This is a genomic window from Sutterella seckii (assembly GCF_009183815.1).
Taxonomy (GTDB): Bacteria; Pseudomonadota; Gammaproteobacteria; order Burkholderiales; family Burkholderiaceae_F; genus Sutterella; species Sutterella seckii.
Genome location: NZ_WEHX01000015.1, coordinates 1 through 17,760, shown reverse-complemented (window position 1 = coordinate 17,760; position 17,760 = coordinate 1). Strand labels below are relative to the sequence as shown.

The window sequence follows — 17,760 nt, the reverse complement described above, 5'->3', positions numbered from 1 at the left end:
TTCCGGACGGCAAGGAAATAAGTAATACGGAAGCAGAAGCTTCCTGGAAAGTGAGAGGAAGAATCCGGGGCGCTCAGAAATTGAATCCGGCCGGATCGAACCCTTCGGCGAGCGACGCTTCCTCATTCGCCCTGAGCGCAGCCCGATCCCAGAGTTCGAGATGTTCGCCGAGGCCCACCAGCGCGCATTCGCGCTCGAGCCCGGCGAGCTCCCTCAGATCCTTCGGAATGAGAATGCGGCCGGCGGCATCGGGCGTGAGTTCCAGAGCGCTCCCGAGCACAAGGCGCACGAACCCTCTCGCGCTCCAGGGGAGCGAAAGAAGCTTCTCGCGCCGCGGCGCCCAGGCTTCAGCCGGATAAAGAAGCAGGCATCCGTCGGGATGGCGGGCGGCGACGATTTCGCCGCCCTGCGCTTCAAGCTCATCCCGAACGCGCCTGGGAAGGGCGAGCCTTCCCTTGCTGTCGAGCGTAACGAGCGAAGTTCCCTGAAACACCTGTGATTTCCAATCAAAGCCTGTAGACGGGAATGCCTCCCCCTAAGAGACACCTCCACTTAATCCCACATTTTCCCACACCCTGCGGAGAACGGAGGGAGATTTCGCCTTTGATATGTATAGAAGTTTGATCGGAGAAAAGCTCCGGGCAAAAAGGCGCCGACAGCAAAAAAGCCGCCCCGGGGAAAGCGTCATCCCGTGAGCGGCTTCTGAAGCCATATGAAGAATAAGGAGCAGCAGCTCCCGAGAAGCTCCCGTGTAAGCCGGATTCTGTCGGCAAAGGACCCGAAAGTCCCCTGCCGGCGGCCATTCGTCTAGGACGACGCTCGCGCGCCGCCTCAAGCCATCTACCCGCAGCCGGACCGGGCCGGTCCATCGGCTGCCTATTTGATGTTGCTCCCCGTAGAGATTGCCCGTTTCACCCGGCCCGAAGCCGGCTCGTCTCTGTTGCTCTGATCCGCGCCTTGCGGCGGAGAGGTGTTACCTCCTACGGCGCCCTGCGGAGTCCGGACTTTCCTCCCGCGGCATGAATGCCGCCGACGACCGCCCGGGGAACTCCCGTCTGGGGAGCTGCTGCAGGAGCGCTACTTTAACGATCTCGCGGCGCCAAGGCAAGTGCGCAGGCAGATGCCTTGTGCCAAAATGAGGGCCTTTTCCCTCTTATTTGTTTTCACTCTCTTTTCGGCCATGCTGAGACGCTCTTCACTGCGCATCGCGCTCGCTTCGCTCGCTTTTGCCGCTGCACTTCCCGCTCATGCGGGCTTCTGGTCCTCCCTGATCGATACGACCCCTGCGGGCATCGCACGCAGCTCCGAAGACCGCCCGGGCGACTGGGCTTCCTTCTGGAGCGACACCAGGGCGGGCGCAGAAAAAATCATGAGCGACGGGAATTCCATCTGGATTCTTCCCACCTATACGAACCACCCGAGATGGGACTGGCCGCAGCGCGACGAGGAAAACGGCTGGCCGATGGGCATGGGGCTCGCGCGCGGCATCATCGACGAGAAGGGCAACGAGCGCATGCTCTACCTCATCACCTTCGTCGACTCCAACTACCGTCCGGAACCCATGGCGGGCTATACGTGGGTCGCCCGCTGGCCGCTCGGGAATTCCGGCTTCCACGTGGGCGCAGGCTACCTCGCCGGGATCACGATGAGGGGCGACTACATGTGGGCTCCGGCGCCGCTCCCGCTGCCGCTCGCCAAGGTGGGAACCGACACGGTTTCCTTCTACGGCACCTGGATTCCCTTCACGAACGTCTTCTTTTTCTTCTCGACCATTACGCTCGACGACGCGAAGGGCCGCAAAATGCCGCTTTCGCCCGAGAGCCCGTGGGTGAAGACCCCCAACCTTCTCTACGGCAGCTGGGGGTGGCAGTACACCGACAACGGCGAGAAGTATTCGCCGAGCCGCGTGGGGAGCGACACGGTCTGGAATGCCGGCCTGAGGCGCTATTCGGGCCGCAGCTGGCAGACGGACCTCAAGTATTCGCGCTCCTCGCATGAAGTCACCCGTGCGGACGGCCCGGGAAAGAACGACCTCAGAATCGAGTCCTACACCCTGACCCTCGCCTACAACATGGACTGGACGAAGACCTTCCGGCTCTTTGCCGGCGCGGGCTTCGGCTACTCGAAGGGCGAAACCGCCTACGCCTCGGACTGGAGCCTTCATCCGGCCCTCACGCTCGGATTCACCTGGGCTGCGGCGGAAAACTTCTTCATCACGGGATCGATGGATACGAATTTCGCGCGCTTCAAGGGCGTTCTCGAGGACCGCGGCGACGGCTACACCGTCCGCGCGATGCCGACGAGCTTCACGATCGGCGCGGGTCTTGCGTTCTGAAACGCTTCATGTCCTTCCGTTAATAACAGAGAAAGAGTCCGCTCGTAGAATGCGGACCAAAAGAACACCAGCTGTCCCGGCGGCGCCTTCCTTTCGCCGCCGGAATCCTTCTTTCCGGAGTTAATTTCCATGGACCGCAATCAGGCGCTCCTCGAGCGCGCACAGAAAGTCATCCCCGGCGGCGTCAACTCGCCCGTCCGCGCCTTCCGTTCAGTGGGCGGCGCCCCGCGCTTCATCGAGCGCGCCAAGGGCCCCTACATGTGGGACGTTGAGGAAAAGCGCTTCACCGACTATGTGTGCTCCTGGGGTCCGATGATCCTCGGCCACAACGATCCGGATGTCGTCGAGGCCGTCCATGCCGCGGTCGACCGCGGCCTTTCCTTCGGCGCCGCCACGCGCGCCGAGGTTGAAATCGCCGAAGAGATCACGCGCCTCATTCCCTCGATGGAGGAGGTTCGTCTCGTGAGCTCCGGCACTGAAGCGGGCATGTCCGCCATTCGCCTCGCCCGCGGCTTCACGGGCCGCAACCGTATCATCAAGTTCGAGGGCTGCTACCACGGCCACTCGGACGCGCTCCTCGTGAAGGCGGGCTCGGGCCTTCTCACCTTCGGCAATCCCTCGTCCGCAGGCGTTCCGGCCTCCGTCACCGAACACACGCTCGTTCTTGAATACAACAACCCCGAGCAGCTCGAGGACGCCTTCCGGAAGTACGGCGACGAAATCGCCTGCGTGATCGTTGAAGCCTTTGCCGGCAACATGAATCTCGTGCGCGGCAGCCAGGAATTCATCGACACGATGCGCCGCCTCTGCACCGAGCACGGGGCGCTCCTCATCGTCGACGAAGTGATGACGGGCTTCCGCGTCGCACTGAAGGGCGCTCAGTCGCTCTTCAACGTCACCCCCGACATCACCATGCTCGGCAAGGTGATCGGCGGCGGTATGCCGGTCGCCGCCTTCGGCGGCCGCGCCGACATCATGCAGAAGATCGCCCCCTGCGGCCCGGTCTATCAGGCGGGCACGCTCTCGGGGAACCCCGTCGCCGTCGCCTGCGGCATGGCGACCCTCAAGAAGATTCAGGCTCCGGGCTTCTACGATCGTCTCGGCGCCCAGACCTCGCGCCTCGTCAACGGCCTCGCCGCCGCAGCGAAGGATGCGGGCGTTCCGTTCTCGGCAGACTCCGTGGGCGGCATGTTCGGCATCTACTTCCTCCCCGAGCGTCCGCACGGCTTTGCCGACGTGATGAAGGCCGACCAGCACGCCTTCAATACGTTCTTCCACGGCATGCTCGACCGCGGCTGCTACTTTGCGCCGTCGACCTTCGAAGCGGGATTCGTCTCGATTGCTCACACCGACGAAGTGATCGATTCGACCATCGCCGCTGCCCGGGAGGTCTTCGCCTCCATGGCGAAGTAATCTTCAGGGACTCAAGGGGCAGGCGGGAAGCCTGCCTCGGCCACCCTGTCATCCGGCGCGTTCCTCCGCCCGCATTCGGGAGCCTTGAGAGAACGCGCCGTTCCCGTATTTGATTCCCCGACAAAACGCCATGCTTCATGCTGCCACTCTCCTCAGGCGGGCGCTCAGGACGCTCGCCGCAGGCCTCGTCTGCGCCGCAGGCTTAAGCGCCAGCGCCGCCTCTTCCGACGGCTGGATCAATGCCATTGATGCCGCCAAGGGGGCTGAGAAGCAGATGCCTCACGTGATGGTGGACATCGTTTCCGCCAAAACGGCGCTGACGCCCCAGGCGGTCAATCAGCTCGCGGTCCGCTTCACGCATGAGGAAGGCTGGCACACCTACTGGCGTATGCCGGGCGATGCGGGACTTCCGCCCGAATTCACCTTCACGCTGCCGGGGGATCTCAAGGCAACCGATCCGCTCTTTCCGCTCCCTGCGCGCACCATTACCTCCGGACTCACGAGCTTCGGCTACGGCGGCACGACGCTCTTTCCCTTCCGCATTGAGGTTCCGCGCGGCGCGTACGGAAACGCCACCGTAAGGCTTCATGTCGAATATCTCGCCTGCCGCGAGATGTGCGTTCCGGAGTCCGCGGACGTTTCGCTCAGGCTTCCGATTGACGTTGCAGGGAAAGACACGCCCGAAGCGGCAGATATCGCCGGAGCGCTCTCGAGGGTTCCTGAAACGGTTGCCGACCCTGGCACCGTCACGGCGTCGATCGAAGCCAACCGCATCATGATTTCGGTGGCGGGAAACGCCGCCGTTCAGAAGAGCCTCGACTTCTTCCCGCTCGACAAGAACGTGGTGAAGCTTTCCGACCCGCCGGAATTCGCGCCCGGGGAAAACGGCACGCAGCGTCTCTGGCTCACGGCAATGGATAAATTTGCCGCGAAGCCCGCTGAAGCCATCTCGGGCGTTCTCGTCGCGGACGGCGGTCCTCAGGCAGGCGGCTGGGCAGTCGAAACGAAGATTCCCCTCAAGGCGGAAGCTGTGCCGCTACCGCCCGCCAACGTACGCACGATTGCTGCCGGAGATGCTCAGGGAGCAGCACCACAGAACGCGGGCGCCTCGCTTTCCTTCACGGCCTGGTCAGCGCTTCTGTCCGCCTTCCTCGGGGGCCTCATCCTCAACCTGATGCCCTGCGTCTTCCCGGTGCTTTCCCTCAAGCTCCTCGACCTCGTGAAGGGTGCGAAGTCGTCAGCCAATCTGATGGGGCACGGCGTAGCCTTTACGGGCGGGGTTCTCGCGACGATGCTCGCGCTCTCGGGGCTTCTTCTCGCGCTGAGAGGCGCGGGTCACGCCCTCGGCTGGGGCTTCCAGCTTCAGTCCGCCTGGGTCGTTGCCGCACTCATTCTGCTCTTCACCGCGATTACCTTTAATCTCCTCGGCTTTTACGAATTCACGTTCGGAAGCCGCATTGCCGACGCCGAAAGCGTCCGCAAGGCCCCGAAGACGGGCCTCACGGCCTCCTTCCTCACGGGCGTTCTCGCCGTTCTCGTCGCGAGTCCCTGCACCGCGCCCTTCATGGGCGCCGCGCTCGGCTACGCCCTGACGCAGCCCGCCATTGAGGCGCTCCTCATCTTCCTCGCGCTCGGCTTCGGCATGGCCGCGCCCTGGCTCATCCTCTGCCTCTTCCCCTCGTGGGCCAGACGGCTCCCGAAGCCCGGCCCCTGGATGGACACCTTCCGCCGGATCATGGCGATTCCGATGGCGCTCGCCGTCCTCTGGCTCTGCTGGGTGCTGTCGCACCAGACGGACTACCGCGGCGTGCTGCTGATTCTATGCGGCATGGGCGCGCTCGGCGTCTTCTGCTGGCTTCTCGGCCGCCGTCAGTGGGGCCGCGCCTCCTCGACGCCCATCATGGGGATCATGCTCGTCATTGCAGTGGCCTCTGCCGCCATTGCCGGAAGCTCCCTCTTTGAGCAGACGGCAGTCGAATCCCGCGCAGACTCCGGCTGGGCTCCGTGGAGCGAAAAGGCGGTTGAAGCCGCGCTCGCCGAAGGTCATCCCGTCTTTGTGGACTTCACGGCCGCCTGGTGCATCACCTGCCAGGCCAACAAGCTCGCGGCGCTCGACCGCGCGGAAGTGCTCGATCGCATGAATGCGCTCGGCTACGTGAAGCTCGAGGGCGACTGGACGAACCGCAACGCGGAAATTGCCGCGGTGCTCTCCAAATTCGGCAGAAGCGGCGTTCCGCTTTATCTCATCTACCGTCCGAACGGCGAGGTGAAGGTGCTGCCCGAGCTCCTCACGCCCGGCATCGTGCTCGAAGCCCTTGAGGGAAAGTAGTTTTTTAACGCTTTCCCTCTTGGCAAACGCCATTGCTGCCTGAGAGATATCCGCAGAGGTCTCTCACGCGCAATGGCGTTTTTCATGCCTTTCGCTACTCCGCAGCGTAGACCCACTCAATCACGGCATCGAGGAACCTGATGCCGCCCGGGACATTTTTGGCGCCCGTCACGCTCGCGTATACCGCATAGCGGCGCCCGTCAAGCGCATGCACGTAGCCCCCGATGCTGCGGACATTTTCGAGGTATCCCGTCTTGATTCGGCCTTCCTCGAGCGCCACCTTGCGGCGCACCATCGTGCCGTCCCGCCCCGTAATGGGGAGCGACGCCAGATATTCAGGCATGTAGGGGCCGTTCCAGCCGGCAGAAAGGAGATCCGTCATGGCGCGCGCCGACACGCGGCTCGTGCGCGAGAGGCCCGAGCCGTTGTCGATGATGATCTCTGAGGCCGGAATGCCGCGGCTCGTCATCCAGTCGGAGAGCTCGGCGCGGGCATCCCCGAGCGTCGCGCCGCGCGGGAATTGAAGCCTCTTTTCGTCCCCGGGCTTGGCTTCCCTTTCAGCTTCCTTCTTAGCCGTCTTCCCGGGAGCGCCGGCGGCCTTCGCCTCAGCCGCTTCCTCAGAAGCCTTCGCCTCAAGCTCCTCCTCAACGCGGCGAGTGCCGAGCGTGAGGAAGATGTGCCGCGCCATGGGGTTGTTGGACCATTTGTTCGTAAGCGCCGTTATTTCGCCGAGCGTAGGCGAGAGACGCGTGAGAAAGAGCTTCCCATCCTCCGGAACCCTTCCGGAGACGACCTTTCCCCGCCAGGTTCTGCCGTCCTTTTCCCAGAGCGCGCGGAAAAGGCGCTCAAAATATTCATCCGCTTCAAAAGCGATCACGTTGAAGCTCTTCACGCCGCAGGCGGAGGGGTAGCGCCCGTTGAAGAGCACGCGCTTTTTTCCCTTCCCCAGATCGTTCACCCTGAAGGCAATGGCCGACTTCCAGTCGCCGCAGCCGCCTTTCCCGAGCCGGATGGTCTTCGGATAAGAGACGCCCGCGAGGGGCGGGAAGACGACGACGCGCGCAACGCCCGCCTTCACGTCAGGCGTGAGTTCAAAGCTCAGATTCCGGTAATTGAGGAGCGCCGCATCGGGCTGCAGGTTGTAGGGACGGGAGCGTCTGCCGTCGAAGGCCCCCGGATCCACATTCGGAATATTGAAGTGCGAGCGGTCGATGACGATGTTGCCGTCAATGCGCCGGATCCCTTTCTGAGCGAGCCGGTCGACTTCGAGCGCAAAGTCCTCGAGCACGAGCGCCGGGTCGCCGCCGCCGCGGATGAAGAGGCCTCCCCTGAGGAGCCCGTTCCTGTCGGGCATCTCCCTCACGTAGAAGTTCGTGCGCCAGCGATAGCTCGATCCGAGCACCTCTAGCGCGGCGAGCGTCGTTACAAGCTTTGCCGTGGAGGCGGGGGGCTCCATCGCGTCGGCGCGCCAGCTGAGAACCGGGCGCTTCGGGTCCTCAACCGGCACCACGGAAACCGCTATGCCCGCCGGATCGACCCGCAGACGCTTCGCGGCCTGCAGAAGCTTTTCAGGGAGCTTCGTGAGCTCTGCACGGCGCTCCGCCGCCGCGTTTCGCTCGGGTGCCAGCTTTCTGGGAAGCGCGCGCGCTTCGGCCGCTTCCGGCTCTGCCCCGTCGTTTTCCTTCTCCGGACCGGCATCCGGCTCCCCTGTAGAGGCCTCCGCCGCTGCAGGCGCTTCCTCAGCCCCCGCGGAGAACGAAAAGGCCGGCAGGGAAAGCACCGAGAGCATCAACGAATAAGTGATGATTTTTCTAGAAAAGATTGAGCTTTTCCGCATTTTCCGACGTCAGGATGAAAATTTTTCTCCCGGTCCTCTTGAAATCCCGGGGACCGTCCCCATATGGGGAGTAAATGGTAGCGAACCCCTAGAGCGGCGTTCGCTTCTCAGCAATGCAATTTTTCATTTCGGCCGGTTGCCAGAGGGTTTAAAGCTGCCCCGCAGACGACCGGCAAGATTCATTAAATGGAGATTTCCAAGATGCAGATTCGTCCTTTGCATGACCGCGTCATCATCAAGCGCCTTGAAGCCGAAACGACGACCGCCTTCGGCATCGTCATTCCGGACTCGGCCGGCGAGAAGCCCGATCAGGGCGAAGTGATCGCCGTCGGTCCCGGCAAGCGCGACGAAGCCGGCCGCATCATCACCCCGGACGTGAAGGTGGGCGACCGCGTTCTCTTCGGCAAGTACTCCGGCCAGACCGTGAAGGTCGACGGCGAAGAGCTCCTCGTCATGCGCGAGGAAGACATCATGGGCGTCCTTGAATAAGCGCCCTGCGGACAATCTCAGACAGATTTTCAAGTACAAATTTAAGGATTAAAGAAATGGCTGCTAAGCAGGTTCTTTTCGGTGATGATGCCCGCACGAAGATGGTTCGCGGCATCAATGTTCTCGCCAACGCCGTCAAGGTGACGCTCGGCCCGAAGGGCCGCAACGTCGTCCTTGAACGCTCCTTCGGCGGCCCGACGGTCACGAAGGACGGCGTCTCGGTCGCCAAGGAAATCGAGCTCAAGGACAAGTTCGAGAACATGGGCGCCGCGATGGTCCGCGAAGTCGCCTCGAAGACGAGCGACAACGCCGGCGACGGCACGACCACGGCTACCGTTCTCGCCCAGGCGATCGTTGACGAAGGCATGAAGTTCGTTGCCGCCGGCATGAACCCGATGGATCTGAAGCGCGGCATCGACAAGGCTGTCGCCGCTGCGATCGCCGAGCTCAAGAAGATATCGAAGCCCACCACGACCAACAAGGAAATCGCCCAGGTCGGCGCCATTTCGGCCAACTCCGACCATGAAATCGGCGAAATCATTTCCGAAGCCATGGACAAGGTCGGCAAGGAAGGCGTGATCACCGTCGAAGACGGCAAGAGCCTCAAGAACGAACTCGAAGTCGTCGAAGGCATGCAGTTCGACCGCGGCTACCTCTCGCCCTACTTCATCAACCAGCCCGAGAAGCAGTCCGCTGTTCTCGACAACCCCTTCATCCTGCTCCACGACAAGAAGATCAGCAACATCCGCGAACTTCTCCCGGTGCTCGAACAGGTTGCCAAGGCTGCTCGTCCGCTCCTCATCATTGCTGAGGACATCGACGGCGAAGCGCTCGCCACCCTCGTTGTGAACTCGATCCGCGGCATCCTCAAGGTTGTCGCCGTCAAGGCTCCCGGCTTCGGCGACCGCCGCACCGCCATGCTCGAGGACATCGCTGTCCTTACGGGCGGCACGGTCATCTCGAGCACGGTCGGCCTCACGCTCGACAAGGCCACGCTTGCTCAGCTCGGCTCTGCGAAGAAGGTTGAAGTCTCGAAGGAAAACACCACGATCATCGACGGTGCCGGCGATGCTGCTGCGATTGAAAACCGCGTGAAGAACATCCGCACCCAGATCGAGGTTGCCACGAGCGACTACGACCGCGAAAAGCTCCAGGAACGCGTTGCCAAGCTCGCCGGCGGCGTTGCCCTGATCAAGGTCGGTGCCGCGACGGAAGTCGAAATGAAGGAAAAGAAGGCCCGTGTTGAAGACGCCCTCCACGCCACCCGCGCTGCGGTTGAGGAAGGCATCGTCCCGGGCGGCGGCGTTGCGCTCATCCGCGCCAAGCTCGCCATCAAGGATCTGAAGGGCGACAACGACGAACAGAACGCCGGCATCCGCATCGTTCTGCGCGCCATGGAAGAGCCGCTTCGCCAGATCGTCGCCAACGCCGGCGATGAACCGAGCGTCGTGGTGAACACCGTTGCTCAGGGCGAAGGCAACTTCGGCTACAACGCTCAGTCCGCTCAGTACGGCGACCTCGTCGAAATGGGCGTCCTTGATCCGACGAAGGTTACCCGCACGGCTCTGCAGAACGCTGCTTCCGTTGCCTCCCTCATCCTCACGACCGACTGCATGGTCGCCGACCTCCCCGTTGAGGAGAAGGGCGCCCCGGCCGGCATGGACGCGATGGGCGGCATGCCCGGCATGATGTAATTCAGGATCTCAGTTCCTGAATCCTCATGCGAGGCTTAAAGCGGCGGACCGCAGGACGGCCGCCGCTCTAACCCCAAAAGAAAACCCGCAGCAGTGATGCCGCGGGTTTTCTTTTTAGGGAAAAATTTCCGTCAGGACGCGGGACTCATCAGGCCTTCAGGCCTTCAGGCCTGAGAGGCGGGCGAAGTCCGCCGTCGTGACCTGCGGGATCGGCACGTAGCGGCCGTCCGTCGTCTTCAGCACGCCGAAGGGCACGGAATTGCCGCCCGCACGGCGGAAGATCTTGGAGTTGTCCCAGACCTTCTCGCGCTTTTCGAAGGGGAGCGTCATCTTTCTCACGTCGAGGCCCTTGAACGCCTCGTCGCGGAAATGCTTCTCGTGCTCCATGAAGGTCGCCTTCGGGTCCTTTGCGGCAAGAATTGCGGCGCCCTGGAGTTCGCTCCAGGGGTTGAGGACGGCGACGGGGTGCCAGACGAAGGTGACGCGGTCCATGAAGGGACGGAACTGTTCAAACTCCCACACGCACCACTGGCACTGCGGATCAAAGACCATGTTGACGACGGGCGCCCCCTTGCGGCTTTCGAAGCGGACGCCTTCGCCGTTTTCAGCGAGCTCCACGAAAAGGCGTTCGGCATTGAGATCCGCAGGAACTTCCGGCAGCGCCGGCCATTCACGCTTCTTTGCCGCGCGGGCAGTCGGAATGGCGGCGCAGGCGAGCATGCCGGCAGCGAGCATCAGGGATCGACGGGTAAGAGCCTTCATAATGTCTCCTTTTCTTTTAGAAACTCAGGAATGAAGAAAAAGGAACGGGTCCCCAGGGCTCGCTTCCCTTTTCGCATCCTTCAGTCATCCTAGCGCGGGCGCGCCTCCTTCGAAGGCTGCGGATACTTTTGCGGACAATTGACTCTTGAGGAACATCAGCCTTACCGTCATGAGTCTTTCCGCGCCCGGGAGCGCCTCAAGGCCTTAAAGACTCTAAAGGATATCGAGCCTTGACCAAAGGAGCATCTGCCTCGAAAATACCCGCCTGAACATATGGGGCTCCGCTTTTTCCGTCCGGAGCGTCCTGAGAGAGTAAAAGGCAATTTGCATGAAATTCACTGAAATGCTTGAGGCGCGCTGGCGCAATCAGAATACGCTTCTCTGCGTGGGGCTCGATCCCAACAGGAGCCGCTTCCCCGAAGAGCTCGCTGACTCTCCCAACGCCATCTACGACTTCTGCTGCGGCATCGTCGACGCCACCGCCGACCTCGTCTGCGCCTTCAAGCCTCAGATCGCCTACTTTGCCTCCGAAGGCGCCGAGGATGCCCTGAAGCGCATCATCGAGTACATCCATGCCAACCATCCCGGCATCCCGGTGATTCTCGACGCAAAGCGCGGCGACATCGGCTCGACCTGCGAGCACTATGCCCGCGAAGCCTTCGAGCGCTTCAAGGCCGACTGCGTGACGCTCTCGCCCTACATGGGCGAGGACACGATCACGCCGTACCTCAAATATGAAGATAAGGGCATCTTCCTCCTCTGCCGCACGTCGAACAAGAGCGGCGACGAACTGCAGATGCTCGACGTCGGCGGCGAACGCCTTTTCGAGCGCGTTGCGCGCCTCACGGCGGAAAAGTGGAACCGCACGGGCGAACTCGGCCTCGTCGTCGGCGCCACCTACCCCGATGAGCTTGCAGCCGTACGCCGCGTTGCACCCGATATTCCGCTCCTTGTTCCGGGCGTCGGCGCCCAGGGCGGCGACATTCAGGCCGCCGTCACGGCCGGCATGGATACCCGCGGAGCCGGCATGGTCATTAATTCCGGCCGCGCCATTCTCTACGCAAGCAAGGGCGCCGACTGGCAGGACGCCGCGAGAAAGGCGGCCGAAGCCACCCGCGACGCCATCAATGCGGCCCGCGGCGCCTGATCGATGCGCTTGAAGCCGGCTCAACCATAGCCGGCCCCTAGAAAAAAGTCCCGAAGCTTTCGAGAAGTTCCGGGACTTTTCTTTATTCATCCGGCTCTGCCGATCCGGTTATTTCTTCTGACGAAGCTCCACGCGGCTCGTTCCGCTCTTTTCAAGCGCAACGAGCGCCTCTTCCTCCATATGGCCGAGGATCACCAGATCGTCGCTCGGGGCGTTGCCGCCGATGAGGAAGACGCAGAGATTCCCCCACGGGATGTAGTAGGCAAGGTCGCCGCGCTTCGGCGACGCCGTAAGGGCGTCCTTCCCCGTATCAAGCGCCGGCTTCAGATAGGTGATGCGCTCGAGCTTCCCGAAATTCTCAAAGGGCTGCGAGAGCGGCAGACGCTTCACGAGGTTGGCGGCCGCCTCCGTGCCGTTCATCTCCACATCAAAGGTTTTGGCGCCGATCGTCATTGAAATGGTTTCGGCTCCTGCGGCGCCCGAAACCGCGGCAATGCCGGCAGCCGCTGCGGCAGCGACCATTCTCTTCATCTTCATGGATGGATTCCTCCTCTAATAGCGGATTCATCGGCTTCAGACCGATTCCCGCGTGCTTCTTTCCGGAATTCATTCTCGCGCGCGAAGAGAGGAGAAGCATTTCCGCGCTGCGAGATCGATTCATTTGGGCAAGAATTTGGAAGAACCTCGATATCGGGGAAAGACCTCGAGCGGCGAAACTTCAATGGAAAGCCGGCGCCTCCGGGAATGCCTTCCCGATCAGAGCTCTGCGGCTTCTTTGTCTTCTTTTCGGAGTCCCGCACCATGCATTCCATTCTTTCCCGCCGCAAGGTTCTCTCGAGCGCCGCCGCTGCGGCCGGCGCATTTGCCGCCGGCGCTCCGGCAAGAGCCGAAACGAATCCATCTCCGGACCCCGATGCCGACGCCGTCCTCGCGCGCATGACGAAGCTCTCTGAACGCGGCGCTTCGCTCCCCCTCAAATCCCGCCACCTGGTGATGCTCGCCACGCTCTCAGCGATCGGCCTCCCCGAACATGTCGAATCGGCCGTCAAGGCCGCGCTGAGGGACGGCCTTACGCCCGCCGAAGTAAAGGAAGCCTTTTACCAGACGACGCCCTACGTCGGCTTCGCACGCGTTTCGTCCGTTCTCAGGTCCGCCAACAAGGCGCTCTCCGAGAGCGGCGTGAAGCTCCCCATCCCGAGCGAAGGCACCGTCACCGACGAAACGCGCTTTGCGGAAGGCTTCCAAGTCCAGAGCGGCATCTTCGGCGACGCCATCCGCCGCATGCATGAATCCGCGCCCGAAAGCCAGAAGGCGCTCCTCGTGAGAGACCTCACCGGCTGGTGCTTCGGCGACTACTACACGCGCAAGGCGCTTGACCTTCGCGAGCGCGAGCTCATCACCTTCTCGGCCATCGTCGCGCTCGGCGGCTGCGAAGCGCAGGTGCGCGCCCATGTAAACGGCAACGTCGCCGTCGGCGCCGTCAAGCAGAATCTGGTTGATGCGCTCGAGGTGGGTCTTCCCTTCCTCGGCTTCCCGAGAACGCTCAACGCGCTTGCCGTCGTCAACGACGTTCTGAAGGATTAAGCCGCCAAAAACCGCACGGGATCCTGACGCAAGGGATCCCGTGCTCCTTCTGGATTTCCTGGGGTTCCGGGAGGAACGGGCAAGTCCTACGCCGCATCCGCGGCCTGAGCCCGGCAGGCTTCGACGTGCGCTCTGGGAGGAAGTCCGAAGGCGCGCTTGTATTCGCGCGAGAAATAGGCGGCGCTTTCGTAGCCCACTTCAAAGGCGGCCGCCGCCGCATCCATGCCTTCGTCCATCATGAGGCGCTTGGCCTCATAGAGCCTCAGCGTCTTCACGTACTGCCGCGGGCTCGCGCCGAGAATTTCGCGGAAGTACCGGTAGAAGGTCGCCGCGCTCATCCCGAAGCGCGAAGCCGTGTCGGCGACGTCGAAGTCCCTGCGGTAGTTGGCGCGCATCCAGGCAGCGGCCTCGCGGATCCGGCTCTCGGGCGTCCCGGAACTGAAGAGCGCCCGGAAGGCACCTGCAGCCGGGCTCATGAGAAGACGGAAATAAAGCTCTTCCTTCACAAGCGGCGCCATGAAGGCCGCGCCTGCGCCTTCGTCGGCGAGCCGGAGGAGCCTCAGGAGCGCATCGAGCATCTGCTCCGTTGCCGGGAAAACGGTTGCCGCTCTCGAACCCTGAATGCCCCCGGAGCCGAACATGCATTCGGGCACGGGGCGGTCCCTCAGGCGCGCGAGCACCGTCGTCATCACGTCTTCCTCAAGATCGAGCACGATCCCGAAAAATGGGTTTTCCCGCGCGGCGCCGATCGCCTCGAAGGAATCCGGAAGCTCAACGCTCGTCACGATGGCCGAACCCGCGCCGTAGGCAAGATTGGCGCCGAGCATGCGGGCAGCCTTTCGTCCCTGAACGATGAACCCCACAGAAGTGGAGGAAACGCAGTCGATCAGGCGGTTCGATTCCTCGCGGCGGATGATTTTGAGGCCGCTCACCTGGATTTTGAGCGCGCCAGGATGAGGAAGCCTTGCCGCTGCCTCTCGTGCGAGCTCCTCCAGAATAGATTGCGTCCGGCTTTCCGTCATGATGTCTTTCTCCATGAAGGCCAATGGATTCTTTCTCCCTGAAAGGATATCAGCGCTTCAAAAAAGAATTGCCCGAATCTCTCACGCTGAGAGAAACGGGCAATCATCTGCGGCATTTCAGAAATGGACTACCTCAGGAGCTGATAGATCCCGGGGCCGGCGAGCGGCTGGTCGTTCGCGAAAATGCCGCCCGCAGTGATTTCAAGCTTCGTCGTGTATTCGCCGTTCACGAGCTTGAGCTCTCCGCTCGCCACGCCGTCGGCAATCGTCGCGGGCTGAACGAGCGCCTCGGGGATGCGGAGTTCAAACTGACCGTACTTCGGAATGCCCGTCTGAGGCGACGCTTCATAGCGAAGCGTGCCCGTAAGGTGCGCGGTTTTGTCCTTCGCTTCATAAAAGGCGTCGTCGAGCGTCACGCCGATTTCGCTTTTGAGAAACGCATCGCGCCAGAGACCGAGCACGCGCCAGCCGGCGAGCGGGTCGAGCGCCGCAGCTTCGGAGGCCGCCGTCACCTCTTCAATAAAGGCGCCCGTGAGGCCCGAGAGCCGCACCGAGAATCCCACGCGGTCGGCGGCCTCGCCCTCAATGCGGGGCTTTCTCACCTCAACGTCCGCGCGCTCCTCCCAGCGGACTTCGGCGGGTGCTGCGGTCTTGTCCGCACCTTCCATCCGGCGCGAAGTGAGCTTGACGGAGAAGCTGTCGCCCTTCAGTTCCCCGGCATCAAACGTTCCGCCCGAGAGCGAAAAATCGGCAATGGGGCGGTCCTCCTGCGCGGCGAAGCCTAAGACCAGATCCCGGATGGAAGCCGATGTGCCGTCGCCGAAGCGGCAGACGAAGCCGCCGAGCGACCCCGTGACGGAAGTCTTCCCGTCGGCTTCGTGCGCCGTGACGAGAAGGGGTTCCGTCGTGCAGACGTCGCCCGAAGCGGCGTCCTTAAATTCGAGCGCATCGAGCCGCCAGAGAACGGGCTTCATCGCGCCCGAAGCGGACGTTTCCACCACCATCGAATCGCGGTAGCCCGAGACGCCCGAATCCCGGATGGATCTGCCGAGGCCTTCATCCAGACTGAGGGTAAGCACGGTGCGCGTGCCCCAGCCCATTTCCGCGCTCCCGTCCCAGACCGCGCGAAGTCCTTCCGCTTCCGCGCGCACCCGGAAGGTGCGGGTTCTCCAGGTGCGGCCCGTTTCCTCGTAGGCCACCCTGATGCCCTGCGGAGGATTGGCGGCAATCTGCGCCACGCGCTCATCCCACATGCGGCCTTCCCAATGCACCAGGCCGAAGCCGCTCCCTGCGAGGAGCACCAGGACGCCGGCGGCAATGCCAATGCGTTTTGTCGTCGTCATTCTTTTTCTCTTTTTTTGGTTTTTTCAAAGCGAACGATCTCATCCGCCCGCCTCTTCTCTCTTTTTCCCGGGAGAGGCTGTCAACTTATCCACAGGCGCCAGCCGTCTCCCTCTTTTTCTTCCACAGGGTTATCCACAGCCTTTAAAAAACTTGAATTCCCTCTCGTTCAGGCGTTTCAGGCCTTCTTCTCTTCCTTTTGAGGCGCTTCCGGAACTGTACTGGGGACAACTTCAGACGTCCCCGCGGGAACGCCCGGACGGGGAGCGCCCGGACGCGGGCGGCCGCCCGCCGGGAAGGCGATCACCTTGTCGACGCGCCGGCCGTCCATATCGACGATCTCGAGCTTCCAGCCGCCCCATTCGGCGGTGTCGCCCTCGCGCGGGAGTCTGCCGAGAAGGAGCATCATCATGCCCGCGAGCGTGCTGTAGCGGCCCTGCTCCTCTTCGGGAACGCGCTTCAGATTCAGCACGTCCTTCAGTTCCGGCACCGGAATGATGCCGTCGAGAAGCCAGGAGCCGTCCTCGCGGCGGCTCGCCCAGCCGTCGCCCGGGAGTTCAGGCTTGAATTCGCCGGCAATGGCCTCGAGGACGTCCCGGGGCGTGACGAGACCCATCACTTCGCCGTATTCGTCGACGACGAGCGCGAGCGGCACGTCCGTCTTTCGGAAGTGCTCGAGAAGCTCCATGCCGGTCAAGGATTCGGGCACGTAGTTGACGGGCGAGAGGTTGCTCTTGAAGTCGGGCTTCCCGTTTTCAAGAATCTGCTGCAGAAGCGTCCGGGTCGAGCAGACGCCCTTCACGTTTTCAAGCCCGCCCTCGCAGACCGGAAGGCGCGAGCGGCGCGAGGAGCGGATTTTCTCCACGTTCTCCTCGACCGGATCATCAATGTCGATCCAGCTAATGTCGGCTCTCGGCGTCATGAGGGAGGCCACCTGACGATCGTCGAGCCTGAAGACGTTGCGCACCATGTCGCGCTCGGCCGTTTCAATCACGCCGGATTCCTTCCCTTCCTCGATCATGGCGTGAATTTCCTCCTCGGTCACCTGCGAGGTGCCCGTGTCCTTCACGCCGAAGCGTTCGAGCAGCCACTTGGTCGAGAAGGAAAGGAGCTTCACGAAGGGAGCGGCAATGACGGAGAGGAGATGAATCGGGGGCGCGATGCGGCAGGCAATCCGCTCGGGCGACATCTGGCCGATGCGCTTCGGAACAAGTTCGCCGAGCACGATCGAGAAGTACGTGATGAGCACCACCACGATCACCACGCCGATCGCCTTCGCGCTCTCCGGACTCATGCCGAAGGAAATCAGGAGCGCGGCCATCGGCTGCGCGAGCGCGGATTCGCCCACAATGCCCGAAAGAATGCCGATCGAGGTGATGCCCACCTGAATGGTGGACAAGGCCCGCGTGGGGTCGGCATTCAGTTCCTGCGCGCGGGCGGCGCCCGTCGCTTTTTCCTCGGCCATGCGCGCGAGGCGCGCGCGGCGGCTCGTGACGAGCGAAATTTCGCTCATGGCGAAGACGCCGTTGAGGAGAATCAGGATGAGAAGGATCAGGATGTCCAGCGAACTCGACATGGTGGGTTCCGTGAGGAAATCAAAGAGGTGATGGGAAGATGGGCCGGGAGCGGGAATCAGAAGACTTTAATCGTATTCCGAAGGCATCCGCATGGGATCGGCCCCGTCGATGAGGGCAATGAGCCCCTGGAGCGCCGTAATGGCGGCGGCAAGCCGCACGGCTCTCCGGCCGCCCGGCGCATGAATCGTGCGCACGGAGGTGACGATCGCGCCCGTTTCGGTGCGCTCGGC

14 protein-coding genes and 1 other RNA gene are annotated in these 17,760 nt (G+C 62.6%); 7 read left to right on the top strand and 8 right to left on the bottom strand.

The window, feature by feature from the left end; genetic code table 11:
• Positions 1 to 73: 73 nt before the first annotated feature.
• Both mraZ and rnpB read right to left on the bottom strand, forming a co-directional pair.
• A complete protein-coding gene (gene mraZ, locus GBM95_RS04115; protein WP_152157919.1) occupies positions 74 to 493 on the bottom strand; it encodes a division/cell wall cluster transcriptional repressor MraZ in 420 nt (139 codons plus the stop codon).
• A gap of 243 nt (positions 494 to 736) precedes the next feature.
• Positions 737 to 1,052: RNase P RNA component class A (rnpB, locus tag GBM95_RS04110), an RNA gene on the bottom strand.
• Between the two features lie 128 nt (positions 1,053 to 1,180).
• Between rnpB and GBM95_RS04105 the strand changes: the two genes are divergently transcribed.
• The 3 genes from GBM95_RS04105 to GBM95_RS04095 all read left to right on the top strand — a co-directional run bounded on the left by GBM95_RS04105 (position 1,181) and on the right by GBM95_RS04095 (position 6,077).
• A complete protein-coding gene (locus GBM95_RS04105; RefSeq protein ID WP_152157918.1) occupies positions 1,181 to 2,335 on the top strand; it encodes an outer membrane beta-barrel protein in 1,155 nt (384 codons plus the stop codon).
• A 129-nt stretch (positions 2,336 to 2,464) separates the two neighbouring features.
• A complete protein-coding gene (hemL, locus tag GBM95_RS04100; protein ID WP_152157917.1) occupies positions 2,465 to 3,748 on the top strand; it encodes a glutamate-1-semialdehyde 2,1-aminomutase in 1,284 nt (427 codons plus the stop codon).
• Between the two features lie 130 nt (positions 3,749 to 3,878).
• Positions 3,879 to 6,077 (top strand): protein-disulfide reductase DsbD family protein, encoded by a 2,199-nt coding sequence (locus tag GBM95_RS04095; protein WP_152157916.1) that lies wholly within the window; start codon positions 3,879 to 3,881, stop codon positions 6,075 to 6,077.
• 94 nt (positions 6,078 to 6,171) lie between these two features.
• Here GBM95_RS04095 and GBM95_RS04090 read toward each other — a convergent pair whose 3' ends face one another.
• Positions 6,172 to 7,914 (bottom strand): D-alanyl-D-alanine carboxypeptidase/D-alanyl-D-alanine-endopeptidase, encoded by a 1,743-nt coding sequence (locus GBM95_RS04090; RefSeq protein ID WP_152157915.1) that lies wholly within the window; start codon positions 7,912 to 7,914, stop codon positions 6,172 to 6,174.
• 201 nt (positions 7,915 to 8,115) lie between these two features.
• Here GBM95_RS04090 and GBM95_RS04085 point away from each other — a divergent pair, with 201 nt between their 5' ends.
• Positions 8,116 to 8,403 (top strand): co-chaperone GroES, encoded by a 288-nt coding sequence (locus GBM95_RS04085; RefSeq protein ID WP_152157936.1) that lies wholly within the window; start codon positions 8,116 to 8,118, stop codon positions 8,401 to 8,403.
• Between the two features lie 56 nt (positions 8,404 to 8,459).
• On the top strand, positions 8,460 to 10,097 hold the full coding sequence (gene groL, locus GBM95_RS04080; protein WP_152157914.1) for a chaperonin GroEL: 1,638 nt from the start codon (positions 8,460 to 8,462) through the stop codon (positions 10,095 to 10,097).
• Positions 10,098 to 10,253: 156 nt separating this feature from the next.
• Here the strand turns inward: groL and GBM95_RS04075 are convergent, their stop codons facing one another.
• The gene (locus GBM95_RS04075) at positions 10,254 to 10,859 is read right to left on the bottom strand and encodes a hypothetical protein (protein WP_193222567.1); all 606 of its coding nucleotides are present in this window, start codon (positions 10,857 to 10,859) and stop codon (positions 10,254 to 10,256) included.
• A 328-nt stretch (positions 10,860 to 11,187) separates the two neighbouring features.
• On the opposite strand from GBM95_RS04075, the gene pyrF reads away from it, so the two are divergent.
• Positions 11,188 to 12,006 carry an orotidine-5'-phosphate decarboxylase gene (pyrF, locus tag GBM95_RS04070; RefSeq protein WP_152157913.1) on the top strand — a complete coding sequence of 273 codons (819 nt, stop codon included), beginning with the start codon at positions 11,188 to 11,190 and terminating at the stop codon, positions 12,004 to 12,006.
• A 108-nt stretch (positions 12,007 to 12,114) separates the two neighbouring features.
• Here the strand turns inward: pyrF and GBM95_RS04065 are convergent, their stop codons facing one another.
• The gene (locus GBM95_RS04065; protein WP_226963153.1) at positions 12,115 to 12,543 is read right to left on the bottom strand and encodes a cyclophilin-like fold protein; all 429 of its coding nucleotides are present in this window, start codon (positions 12,541 to 12,543) and stop codon (positions 12,115 to 12,117) included.
• A gap of 264 nt (positions 12,544 to 12,807) precedes the next feature.
• Between GBM95_RS04065 and GBM95_RS04060 the strand changes: the two genes are divergently transcribed.
• Positions 12,808 to 13,590 carry a carboxymuconolactone decarboxylase family protein gene (locus tag GBM95_RS04060; RefSeq protein ID WP_152157912.1) on the top strand — a complete coding sequence of 261 codons (783 nt, stop codon included), beginning with the start codon at positions 12,808 to 12,810 and terminating at the stop codon, positions 13,588 to 13,590.
• Positions 13,591 to 13,676: 86 nt separating this feature from the next.
• Here GBM95_RS04060 and GBM95_RS04055 read toward each other — a convergent pair whose 3' ends face one another.
• From GBM95_RS04055 to GBM95_RS04045, 3 genes are all read right to left on the bottom strand, one after another.
• Positions 13,677 to 14,612, bottom strand: coding sequence for an AraC family transcriptional regulator (locus GBM95_RS04055; protein ID WP_193222566.1), 936 nt, complete (start codon positions 14,610 to 14,612; stop codon positions 13,677 to 13,679).
• Positions 14,613 to 14,740: 128 nt separating this feature from the next.
• Positions 14,741 to 15,955 (bottom strand): hypothetical protein, encoded by a 1,215-nt coding sequence (locus tag GBM95_RS04050; RefSeq protein WP_152157910.1) that lies wholly within the window; start codon positions 15,953 to 15,955, stop codon positions 14,741 to 14,743.
• 176 nt (positions 15,956 to 16,131) lie between these two features.
• Positions 16,132 to 17,529 carry a hemolysin family protein gene (locus tag GBM95_RS04045; RefSeq protein WP_152157909.1) on the bottom strand — a complete coding sequence of 466 codons (1,398 nt, stop codon included), beginning with the start codon at positions 17,527 to 17,529 and terminating at the stop codon, positions 16,132 to 16,134.
• Positions 17,530 to 17,760 lie beyond the last annotated feature (231 nt).